The organism is uncultured Reyranella sp. (assembly GCF_945957355.1).
Taxonomy (GTDB): Bacteria; Pseudomonadota; Alphaproteobacteria; order Reyranellales; family Reyranellaceae; genus Reyranella.
The window spans coordinates 40377-52155 of the sequence record NZ_CAMFKM010000018.1 but is presented as its reverse complement, the minus strand read 5'-3'; the positions used below and the strand labels follow the sequence as shown (position 1 = coordinate 52155).

Genomic DNA, 11779 nt, shown 5'->3' with positions numbered 1-11779 from the left:
AACGATGTTCCAACCCGACCTGCTCAAGGGCAAGCGCATCCTGGTCACCGGCGGCGGTACCGGCCTCGGCCGCTCGATGGCGCACCGCTATCTGGAACTTGGCGCCAACGTGATCATCTGCGGCCGCCGCGAGGACGTGCTGAAGGAGACCGCGGCTGAGCTCGCGAAGGAGACCGGCGGCGAGATCGAGACGGTGGTTTGCGACGTGCGCGTTCCCGACGCCGTCGAGGCGATGATGGACAAGATCTGGGAGAAGCGCCCGCTCGACATCCTGGTCAACAACGCCGCCGGCCAGATCCTGGCCCAAACCCACAAGATGTCGCCGCGCGCGATCGACGCCGTGCTGGGCATCGTGCTGCATGGCTCGGCCTACTGCACCGTCGCAGCCGGCCGCCGCTGGATCGACGCCGGCGAGCGCAACAAGGTGGTGATGTCCATCCTCACCGTCTCGTCGCTGACTGGCGCACCCTTCACGGTGCCGTCGGCGATGGCCAAGGCGGGCGTGCTGGCCATGACCAAGAGCCTGGCCGTCGAATGGGGTCCCAAGGGCATCCGCACCTGCGCGATCGTCCCCGGCCCCTTCCCGACCGAGGGCGCCTGGAGCCGCCTGATGCCCAAGGCACGGGGCGGCCAGGACGACATGATCAAGGCGATCCCGATGCGCCGTACCGGCGAGCATATCGAGCTGGCCAACCTCGCCGCCTTCCTGGTGAGCGACGGCGCGGCCTACATCAACGGCGATGCCATCGTGATCGACGGCGGCAAGATGCTGCAGTCGGGCGGCGGCGGCGCCAACACGTCGGCGATGCTCGACTGGACCGACGAGCAGTGGGACGCGCTCCGGCCCCAAAAGAAGTAGTCAGGGCGCGGAGGCCGGACCGTCGATTTCCTCGACCTTCCGGCCTGCCGCGATCCAGGCCGCCAGCAGGTCGTAGAAGACGGACAACACCACCGGGCCGACGAACAGGCCGATGAGGCCGCCCGCCAGGGTACCGCAGATGACGCCGGCCAGGATAACCGCCATGGGCGTCGGCAGGCCGCGCGCCATCAGGATCGGCCGCAGCACGTTGTCGAGCAGCAGCAGCGGTGCGGTATAGACGGTGAAGAGCCCGGCATGCAGCGCCGGCAGGTACATCCAGGTCCAGATGACCACCGGGATCATGACGATGTTGGGTCCGACCTGGACGATCGCCAGCACCAGGCAGACGAAGGTAATGGCGCCGGCGAAAGGCACGTCCGCCACCAGCATGCCGATGCCAAGCAGCGCCGACTGCAAGAGAGCAATGCCGATCACCCCTTGCGAGACGTTGCGGATGGTCGAACCCGCGATCTCGACGAAATGCCGGCCGCGCTTGTCGGCCGCCCGGGACGCCAGGTCGCGCAACGTGCCAGCGAGTTCGTCGGAATAGGCCAGCAGGACGCCCGCCACGATGATGGCGCCGGCGAATTGCAGCACCTCCAGGAAGACCCCGGCCGCGATACGGCCGATCCAGCGACCGGCCGACGTGAGCTGCTCCACATGGGCCCCCAACATGGTGCGGAGGTCGTTAGAGGCGTTCAGCCAGAAGTCATAGACGCGCGCGCCGACCATCGGCCAACTCTTGACGGACTCCGGCGGCGGCGGCACGACGTGGCCGCCCCGCAGCAACAGCCGCGCGTAGTCGTCGAGGCTCTCGATCGCGGAAGCAGCCAGGATGACGACCGGCGCGAGCAGCAGGACGAGCAGCAGCAGAGACAGCAGCGACGCCGCGATCCCGTCGCGGACATGCAGGCGGCGGCGGGCCAGGTTGAACAGTGGATAGACGGCGACGGACAAGATGACGGCCCACATCATGAGGGCCGCAATCGGCCTCAGCAGCAGCAGGCTCACATAAACGATGGTCGCGATCAGGCCGAGGCGAATCGCCAGGTCGATCGTGAACCGTGTGACCTCGGCCCTGCCCTTTTCCGTCTCGATCATCGCCGTCTCCGCCGCCGCCCCCTGCCGCCCTCGTGGCGGAGGGCGTTTATCGCACGGCGGCAGGCTTGGCGGTATCCACCACGCGAACCGAGTCGCCGTCGGACAGGCCGTCCGGCGGACTGTCGATGACGCGATCCTGGGCGGTGAGGCCGCTGCCGATCTCGACGATCTGGCCGAGGTCGCGCGCGATGGTGATCGGCTTCAGGATGACCTTGCCGTTGGCATCCACCGTGGCGACGCGCAAGCCGTTCCTGTCGAAGATCAGCGCGCCGGACGGGATGGCCAGCGACTTCATGCTGGACGGCAACTCGATGCGGGTATTGGCGAAGGCGCCGGGCATCAGTTCGCCGCTGGCATTGTCGACCACCACCTGCATGCGGGTCGTGCCGGTCTGGGCATCGACAGCACGGGCCGACGCCTCGACGACGCCCTTGTAGACCTTGCCGGGATATTCCGGGACCGTGATCTGCACGTTGGTGTTCAGCTTTACCGCCGGAACGAAGTTCTGCGGGACACTGACGTTGAGGCGCAACTTTTCGATGTCGGAGATCACGAACAGAGCGAGGCCCGCACTGGATTCGGCGTTGATGAGCGCGCCCACGTCGGTATTGCGGGTCGTCACGATGCCATCGAACGGCGCAGTGATGCGCTTGAAGGCCGACAGGACCTCGAGTCGGTCGACCGCCGCCTGCGCCGCCTTGGTCAGGGCCTGCTTGACCGTGAGATCGCCCGTCTTCTCGTCGACCGTCTGGCGCGACACCGTGTTGGCGCCGCCGAGCTGCTGCCAGCGTCCGGCCGTCACGGTCGCCAGTTGTTCGGCGGCCTGCGCGCTCGCCAGCGACGCCTTGGCCTGCAGGAGCTGCTGGTCGAGGTCCGGTGCCTCGATCTCGGCCAGGAGCTGCCCGGCCTTCACCGGCGCGCCAATATCGACGTAGTAGGCCTTCAGGAAACCGCCGACGCGGGCGTAAATCGGTGCGCGGGAATAGGCCTCCAGCCGGCCCGGCAGGTCGAGCGACGTCTTGTTGGCGCCGGTCGACGGACTGACGACGCTGACTGTCGGGACCGCCTGGATGTCGGTCCATTCCTTGAGCCTGGCCTCGCTGGCCTGCCGGCTCCAGATGCCATTGGCGACGACGGCGGCAAGGCCCAGGGTGGCGGCAAGGCCAAACGGGGCCAGGCCGCGTCGCGAACGCGGCTTGGGGGCAACGGGCGAAGTTTCAGGCGACATCAGGCGCTCCGGATACGGTGGCGGGCGCTTTGGCGGCCCGCTTGCCGTGGTTGCGATGCACGACGCTGAAGACCACGGGGACGAAGATCAGCGTGGCAATGGTAGCAAATATGAGACCGCCGATGACCGCGCGCCCGAGCGGCGCGTTCTGCTCGCCGCCCTCGCCCATGCCCAGCGCCATGGGCGCCATGCCGATGATCATGGCCAACGCCGTCATGACGACCGGGCGGAAGCGCACGAAGCCGGCGTCCAGGGCAGCGGCCGTGGCGTCACCCAGCTCGGCCAGCCGCTCGCGGGCGAAGGAGATGACCAGCACCGAGTTCGCCGTCGCCACGCCCATGCACATGATGGCGCCGGTCAGCGCCGGCACGGAGAGCGTCGTGCCGGTCGCGAACAGCATCCAAACGATTCCCGCGAGGGCGGCTGGCAAGGCGGTGATGATGACGAACGGATCGCTCCACGACTGGAAGTTCACTACGATCAGAAGGTAGATCAGCACGACCGCGCCCAGCAGGCCGAACATTAGGCCCGAGAAGGCCGATTCCATCGTCTTCACCTGCCCCTGGACCTTGACCGAGCGGATGCGTGGCGACTGCAACGGCGCGAGTTCCGACACGACGGCGCGTATGTCAGCAGCCACCGAACCCAGGTCGCGGCCCTGGACGGCAGCATAGACCTGCACCATGCCCTGGAGATCGTACTGCGACACCACAGCATTGGCGGCATCGCGCCGGATGTCGGCGATGCCGCCCAGCACCTGGAGCTGCGAGGCGGCCGGCGCCATGATCGGCAGGTTGCTGAGCGAGGCCAGCGAATCCAGCCGGTACTGCGGCGTCTGCATGACGATGTTGTAGGTCACGCCGTTGGCAGGATTGAGCCAGTAGGTCGGCGCCACCTGGCTGGAGCCCGCGAGATTGACGACCAGCGAGTTGGTGACGTCGCGCGTCGTGAGGCCAACGGTCTGGGCGCGAGAGCGGTCGATGTCGACGGCGAAGACCGGTGCGCCGCGCGACTGCTGGATTCGCGCATCGACCACGCCGGGAATTTTGCGGATGCGCGCGAGCAGCCTGTTGGCGTGTTCGAAGCCGGCGTTGATGTCGGAGGTGCGGACCTGAACGTCGATGGGAGACGGTGCGCCGAAGTTCAGGATCTGGCTGATGATGTCGGCCGGCAGGAACGAGAAGGTGAAGCCCGGGAACATCCCGGGCAGGCGCTTGCGCAGCTCGGCCACGTATTCGTCGGTCGGCTTGTGATCGGGCGTCAGTTTGATCTGGATATCGCCGTCCTGCGGTCCGATCGTGCCGGTGTTGTTGTAGGCCATGTTGATGCCGCTGACCGGCATGCCGACATTGTCCGCCATCGTCGCGATCTGGTTCGACGGGATGATGGTGCGGATCGCCTTCTGGATGTCCGCGAAACTGTTGGCGCTCTCCTCCACGCGCGTGCCGATCGGTCCGCGCACGTGCATCAGGATCTGTCCGGAGTCGACGGTGGGGAAGAAGTTGCGGCCGAGGAACGGCACCAGCGCGAACGATGCCACCACGAAGCCCAGGAAGCAGACGATGAAGACCGGCCGATGCGAGAGCGCCAGCCCCAGCAGGTCGTGATAGACGGCGCGCAGCTTCTCGAACTGCCCCTCGAAGCCGCGCTGGAATCGTACCAGCGGATTGCGCGAGGGCGGCGGGGCGTGGCCCACGCCGTGCACGGCGTGGGGCTTCAGCAGGAAGTTCGCCATCGTTGGCACCAGGGTGCGCGACAGGACGAACGAGCAGACCATGGCGAACATCACGGCCATGGCCATCGGCACGAACAGGAAGCGCGCCACGCCCTCCAGGAAGAACATCGGCACGAAGACGATGCAGATGCAGAGCAGCGACACGAAGGCAGGCGCGACGATCTGCTGGGCGCCGTCCATGATGGCGGCCTCGACGTCCTTGCCCTGTTCGAGGTGCCAGTTGATGTTCTCGATTGTGACGGTGGCGTCGTCGACCAGGATACCGACGGCCAGCGCCAGGCCGCCCAAGGTCATGATGTTGAGGGTCTCGCCGAAGGCCGCCAGCAGCGCGATCGATCCCAGGATGGCCAGCGGAATCGAGATGGCGATGATCACCGTCGAGCGCCAGCTGCCAAGGAACAGCAGGATCATCAGGCTGGTCAGCACCGCGGCCAGCACCGCCTCGTGCGCCACGCCCGACACGGCGCCTTCGACGAACAGCGACTGGTCACCCAGGATCTTCAGCGATACGTTCTCGGGCAGGACCCTCTTCAGCTCCTCCACGCGCTCCTTGATGCCGGCGATGATCGCCAGGGTCGAAGTGGCACCGTTCTTCAGCACCGCCAGGAGCACCGAGCGGCCGTCGTCGACATGCACGATGTTCTGCTGCGGCGGGTTGCCGTCACGGACCTGCGCCACGTCGCGCAGGTAGACTACGGTGCCGTTGGCGGCGAACACTGGCAGGTCGGACAGCGCGTTGAAGTCGACCGGCGCGTTGTTGAGCTGGATTGCGTATTCGTGGCTGCCGATCTTCTGCGTGCCGACCGGGGTCAACAGGTTCTGGGCCGCCAGCGCATTGGCCACGTCGGCAGCGGACAGGCCGCGCGCCTGCATGGCCGCCGGATCGAGGTCGATCTGGATCTGGCGGAACTTGCCGCCGAAGGGGAACGGGATGGCGGCGCCCGGCACGGTGACCAGTGGCGTGCGCACGGTATTGATGGCGAGGTCGAACACCGCCTGCTCCGGCACGCCCCTGCCCGCCAGCGCGAGTTGGATGATCGGCACGGTGGCGGCGTTGTAGTTCAGGATCAGCGGCGGCGTGATATTCGGCGGCATCTGCTTCAGCACCGTCTGCGAGATGGCGGTGACCTGCGCGTTGGCGATGCTTATGTCGACCCCGGGCTGGAAGAAGATCTTCACGATGCCGATGCCGGTGTAGGAAGTACCCTCGATATGCTCGATGTCGTTGACGGTGGTGGTCAGGGCACGCTGGAAGTTCAGCATGACGCGGCCTGACATCTGGTCGGGCGGCAGGCCGGTATACTGCCAGACCACGGCGATGACCGGGATGCGGATCTCGGGGAAGATATCGACCGGCGTCCGAAGGGCCGCCAGCGGCCCGACGATCAGGATCAGCAGCGCCATCACGACGAACGTATAGGGCCGCTTGAGGGCGACCCGGACCAAACCAATCATATTGGCCGTACTTCCAATCGAATGTGAGCCGCCGCGTTCCCCAGCCCCGGCAGCCGCTTATCGGAACACGCGACATCATAGCTGTCGAGACGAGATTGCCCCTGCCAACTGCATGGCGGTGCGCTACGCTTGCATGACAGCGAATGCGCGGGGAGAGCAGGAGAAATGGCCGAGTACGACTACATCATCGTTGGCGCGGGTTCGGCGGGCGGTGCCCTGGCGGCGCGGCTCACGGAAGTGCCGACCAACAAGGTCCTCCTGCTGGAGGCCGGTGCGGCCAGCCATCCCTACTCCCGCATGCCGCTGTCCTTCGGCCTGCTGATCGACAATCCGGCCGCCAACTGGCTCTACCAGTCCGAACCGGAGCCCGGCACGGCCAACCGAGTGATCCCGGTGCCACGCGGAAAGGTGCTGGGCGGGTCGAGCTCGATCAACGGGCTGGTCTGGGTGCGCGGCCAGCCGCTCGACTTCGACACCTGGGCGCAGATGGGTTGTCGCGGCTGGAGCTGGCGCGACGTGGCGCCGCTCTTCACCCGCATGGAGAACTTCGTCGACGGCGACGGTTCGAACGGCCGCGGCACCGACGGGCCGCTCAAGGTCTCGACCGTGCCCGACCAGAACCCGCTCTACGACGCGCTGTTCGAGGCCTCGAAGGCCGCCGGCTTCAAGACCAATCCGGACTACAACAGCGAAGACCAGGAAGGCGTCGTGAAGACGCAGACCTCGATCTACAAGGGCCGGCGCATGAGCGTGGCGCACTGCTACATCGAGCCGGCGATGAAGCGCCCGAACCTGCACGTCGTCACCCACGCCCACACGCTGCGTGTCCTGCTGGAAGGCAAGCGCTGCGTGGGCGTCGAATACGAGAAGGACGGCAAGGTCGTCCAGGCCAAGGCCAGGGAGACGATCCTGTCGGCGGGCGGCGTCGCCAGCCCGCAGATCCTCGAACTCTCCGGCATCGGCCAGCCGGAGCTGCTGAAGAAGCACGGCATCGAGGTGAAGCACGAGCTGAAGGCGGTGGGCGAGAACTTCCGCGACCACATCAACGCCCGCATCATCTGGCGCCTGAAGGTCGCCAACGTCTCCTACAACCACATGGCCCGCGGCATCGGTGCCGTGACGCAGATGATGAAGTACCTGGCCACCGGCGGCGGCTTCATGAGCCTGCCCTCGGCGCCGCTGCTGGGCTTCCTGAAGACGCGGCCGGAGCTCGAGACGCCCGACGTGCAGATGCATCTCGTGCCCTACTCGATCAAGGACCCGAAGACCCGCAAGCTGCAGGACTTCCCGTCGATGACGATCGCCTGCTACCAGCTTCGCCCCGAGAGTCTGGGCTCGATCCACATCCGCTCGGCCGATCCCAAGGCCCATCCGGCCATCCGCTTCAACTTCCTGGCCGACAGGATCGACCAGGACGCGATGACCGCCGGCTTCCGCATGATGCGCCGCATCGTCGATGCCAAGCCGATGGATCCCTACCGCGACGAGGAGTTCTCGCCGGGTCCCTCGGTCCAGACCGACGAGGAGATCCTCACCTGGATCCGCAACAACTCGCAGACAGCGTACCACCCGATCGGCACCTGCCGCATGGGCCCCGAGGGCCCGAGCACCGTGGTCGACGACAAGCTCAGGGTGCACGGCATCCAGGGCCTGCGCGTCGCCGACGCCTCGATCTTCCCGACCATGCCCTCCGGCAACACCAATGCACCGTCGATCATGGTCGGTGAGAAGATGGCGGATATCCTGAAGGGTGCGGCCTGACAGGCCGTGCGAAAATGCCGTGAGCGTCGCCGGGCGAGTATTCATAAATCCGAACGCGTATTGAACGCATCCGCCGTCCTCCGTAGCATCTGGCGATACGAAGACGGTGGCTGCGATGCATCGGCTTACGAACACGCTTCTGGCGATCCTGGTGGCCACGTCGGCGCTGCTCTGCGCGCCGCTCGCCACGGCGCAACAGACCGCGCAGCCCTGGCCGACTCGCGGCTGGCCGGTTTCCTCGCCCGAGGAGCAGGGCATGAGTTCCGAGCGGCTCGCCCGACTCGTCGATTTCGGCGCCGCCAACAACATGGACAGCGTGCTGGTGGCACGCCACGGCCGGATCGTGCTGGAGGCGACCTATGCGCCGTTCCGCGCCGGGCTCAGGCATCACATCTATTCGTCAACCAAGGCCGTCACCAGCACCCTGGTCGGCATGGCGCTTGGCGAGGGCCTGCTCGACAGCACCGACCGACTGGTCGTCGATCTCCTTGGCGACCGTCCGATCGGCAACCTCGACGATGCCAAGAAGGCGATGACGGTGCGGCACCTGCTCGACATGACATCAGGCCTCGCCTGGCAGGAGGGCCTGGACGGTCCCGATGACTCTATCATCGCCATGACGCGCTCGCCTGACTGGCGGCAATTCGTTCTCGACCAGCCAATGGCGTCGGCACCGGGTGCGCGCTTCTACTACGACAGCGGCAACAGCCATCTCCTGTCGGCCTTCCTGAGCAAGGCCACCGGCCGGAGCGCGCTCGACTACGCGCGGGAGAAGCTGTTCGGGCCGCTCGGGATCGACGATGTGCTGTGGCAGGCCGACCCGCAGGGCATCTCGGTCGGCGGTTGGGGTCTCCATCTGCAGCCACGCGACATGGCGAAGATCGGCTATCTCTGGCTGCGCGGCGGCATGTGGGAAGGCAAGCAAATCCTGCCGGCCACATGGATCGAGAGCGTGCGCCGTGCCGACGTCGACATGCGTGAGAGCTGGGCGGTCGACATTCGCTACGGCCTCCAGTTCTGGGTCATGCCGCTGCGCAACACCTTCATGGCGGTCGGTAAACACCGCCAGCTCATCGTCGTGATGCCCGAACTCGACATCGTGGCGGTGGTGACCGGCTCGGCGCGTTTTCCTTATTTGACCAGCAACACGGTCAGCACGCCGCGCTACCGCTTCGGGACGCTGGTGGGATACCTCGCGGCCGCCGTCACCTCGGACGGGCCCGCAGCGGCCGATCCTGCAGCGACCGGCGAGCTCGCCGAGAAGGTGAAGGCGGCCGCCATCGATCAGCCGGCGTCGGGCAGCGCCAGCATCGGTGGGCCGCCGCCGATGGCCAATTCCATCTCCGGCAAGACCTGGCGTTTTGCTGCCAATCCGATGCGCATCAAGGCCTACACGCTGAAGCTCGACGATCCCCGACCCTCCTACGAGGTCGAGCTCGACAGCGGTCGGCCCGGCGCGCCGGCAGGTCGGTTCGGTGGGCCGATCGGTTTTGACGGCCGCTTCGCCGTCGGCGGGCTCATGCCCTACGGACCGAGCGCCGCACGCGGCGCCTGGTCGGCCGACGGCAAAAGTCTCTTGCTAGAGGTCCAGACGCTCGGCAACGACGACGCGGCCCGGGTGACCCACGTGTTCGGCGACAAGACCGTCGAGCTCAGCATCGAATGGGCGGGCGGGTTCAGGGCGAAGGTGCAGGGACGGACAGAGGACTAAGAAGTGACGACCGGCTTGCCGCTGATCAGGGCGGTGCCGGTCATGGCAGCAACGAGCTTGCCGTCACCGCGCACGACGTCGATGCGGTAGTTCGAGGCCCTGCTGGAGCGCGAGATTTCGGCCGCCGTGGCGGTCAGTACGTCACCCAGCCGCACGGCGATGCTGTAGACGATGTGCGCGTCGATGCTGCCCGAGACCACGCCCTGCGAGTTGCAGGCATAGCCGAATGCCGCATCGGCCAGAGTGAAGGTGAGGCCGCCATGGCCGACGCCGTTGAAGTTGAGGTGGCGCTCCTCGATCGAGACCCGCGTCACGGCGCGACCGAGCGAGGCTTCGACGAATTCGATGCCGAGACCACGGGCGAAGGCATCCCGCTTCGCCAGCGCCGCGACGTCGATCATTCCGCCGCCTGCCGCAGTGCCGATGTCGCTGAGGCGATGGCGGCCAGCGTCTTGGACAGCGATTCGCCCTCGGGATCGGCCAGCGCCGCGACGCGCGCATTGGCGACGGCATCGGCCGCGGCGCGCGGCGTCAGGCGCCCGGCCAGGGCCGGCGCGATCACCTCGTCGGCGATGCGGCGGTAGTTGCCGAGGCCGCGTTTGTGGGTGTCGCCATAGCCCTTGATCAGGCGCGCCGACTCGGCGATCTCCCGCGCGAGATCGATGCTGAGCGGCGCGGCGGCGCGGATCTGGTCCAGCCAACGCTCGATCTCGGCCTGCTCCTCGACATAGCGAAAGGTGCGCGGCCGCCACCAGCGCAAGCCGGCCACGAGGCGCAGCCGGGCGAAGCCCAGGATGGTCGTCGTGCGCACATGCATCGAAAAGTAGGCCTTGCCGAGACGGCCGGTCCGCTCGCCCCAGGCCAGCAGGCGCCGCGCCAGCGATGGCGGAAGGATCGCGGCCATCTCCTCGATGCCCGGCTTGAAATGCTCGGTGATCTGCAGCGGCTCGTGCGCCTTGGCATGGACCTCGGACCGAACCCGCGCCACGCGCTCGGCCGAGGTCTTGGCCTGGGCCACGCGGATCACGTCCTCGAACGACATGCGTACGGCGAGATGGCGCGCCACCTCGCGCAGCAGCTCAGGCGAGCCCACCGCGTGGATCGTGTCGAGCCGGTCGAGGTAGAGCGCGGCGTAGCGACGGTCCTGATACGCGGTGAGGCGGCGGATACCCTCCTCCACGACATCGAGACTGGACACGGGATAGGTCCGCCGTGCCCGCGCGATCAGGTCCTCGACGCCCTGCACCGCCGCCTGCCGCTTGCGATGCTCGCGCACCGCCTGCTCCAGTTCACCGCGCGCATGACCGCGGCCGAAGGCGAAGGCCGCGAGGTTGGTGTCGACGGACTTGCCGGCATGCCGGATAGCCGCCTCGAACGCGCTGTCGGGAATCGGCAGCTTGCCGGAGCCGGCCAGTGCCCCCAGCAGCACCGCGTTGATCACGCCGCCCGATTCCTCGGCGGCCTGGTCCATGTCGAACAATATCTGCTCGCGGCTGCGCTCCTTCACGGCACGCAGCAGCTTGCCGACATCGAAGCTGCCGTCGCCCATCGCCATGCGCTCGCCGATCGCCAGCACGCGATGGGTCGAGGCGACGAGCGTCGTGCGGTCGGGCGTCACGAAGCCGTTGAAGATCATGCGCCCGGCTTCCAGCAGCTCGGTCGCCAGCGCGACATCGACCTCGCCCATCGCCGGATTGAGCGCCAGCACCGACGAGGGCGCGGCGCCCGCCGGCATCACCTCGACATAGTAGGTCGTGGCGCCGGTGCGCTGCGCCACGCCGGGGATCTGAGTCGCTTGGACGCCGAGCCCGCGGCTCTGCGCCGCCGACACGATCCAGTCGCACAAAACGCCGCCGCCATCGCCGCCCAGCGCGCCGATCAGGATCGTGACGGGCTTCATGCGCCGGAGGCGCGCCACTCCCGTGGCGC

Annotated in this window: 8 protein-coding genes; 3 read left to right on the top strand and 5 right to left on the bottom strand. The window is 67.2% G+C overall.

Annotated features, from left to right (window positions below):
* Window positions 1-4: 4 nt before the first annotated feature.
* Window positions 5-859: an SDR family oxidoreductase gene (locus Q0Q48_RS23755; protein ID WP_295143628.1), complete on the top strand. Its 855-nt coding sequence runs from the start codon at window positions 5-7 to the stop codon at window positions 857-859.
* Here the strand turns inward: Q0Q48_RS23755 and Q0Q48_RS23750 are convergent, their stop codons facing one another.
* From Q0Q48_RS23750 to Q0Q48_RS23740, 3 genes are read right to left on the bottom strand one after another with little or no spacing between them, the layout of a single operon-like run.
* A complete protein-coding gene (locus Q0Q48_RS23750; RefSeq protein ID WP_295143626.1) occupies window positions 860-1960 on the bottom strand; it encodes an AI-2E family transporter in 1101 nt (366 codons plus the stop codon).
* A gap of 46 nt (window positions 1961-2006) precedes the next feature.
* Entirely contained in the window at window positions 2007-3188 is a 1182-nt protein-coding gene (locus tag Q0Q48_RS23745; protein WP_295143623.1) for an efflux RND transporter periplasmic adaptor subunit, read from the bottom strand.
* A complete protein-coding gene (locus Q0Q48_RS23740; RefSeq protein WP_295143621.1) occupies window positions 3178-6378 on the bottom strand; it encodes an efflux RND transporter permease subunit in 3201 nt (1066 codons plus the stop codon). Before Q0Q48_RS23740 ends, Q0Q48_RS23745 begins: the two co-directional genes overlap by 11 nt.
* A 165-nt stretch (window positions 6379-6543) precedes the next feature.
* Here Q0Q48_RS23740 and Q0Q48_RS23735 point away from each other — a divergent pair, with 165 nt between their 5' ends.
* Window positions 6544-8139, top strand: coding sequence for a GMC family oxidoreductase N-terminal domain-containing protein (locus Q0Q48_RS23735; protein WP_295143618.1), 1596 nt, complete (start codon window positions 6544-6546; stop codon window positions 8137-8139).
* A 115-nt stretch (window positions 8140-8254) separates the two neighbouring features.
* Entirely contained in the window at window positions 8255-9850 is a 1596-nt protein-coding gene (locus Q0Q48_RS23730; RefSeq protein WP_295143615.1) for a serine hydrolase, read from the top strand.
* Here Q0Q48_RS23730 and Q0Q48_RS23725 read toward each other — a convergent pair.
* Together Q0Q48_RS23725 and Q0Q48_RS23720 are read right to left on the bottom strand one after the other, a co-directional pair.
* Window positions 9847-10251 carry a hotdog fold thioesterase gene (locus Q0Q48_RS23725; RefSeq protein WP_295143612.1) on the bottom strand — a complete coding sequence of 135 codons (405 nt, stop codon included), beginning with the start codon at window positions 10249-10251 and terminating at the stop codon, window positions 9847-9849. The two genes, Q0Q48_RS23730 and Q0Q48_RS23725, sit on opposite strands and share 4 nt — an antisense overlap.
* Complete coding sequence (locus Q0Q48_RS23720; RefSeq protein WP_295143608.1) at window positions 10248-11750, bottom strand: indolepyruvate oxidoreductase subunit beta family protein; 1503 nt, start codon at window positions 11748-11750, stop codon at window positions 10248-10250. Before Q0Q48_RS23720 ends, Q0Q48_RS23725 begins: the two co-directional genes overlap by 4 nt.
* Window positions 11751-11779 lie beyond the last annotated feature (29 nt).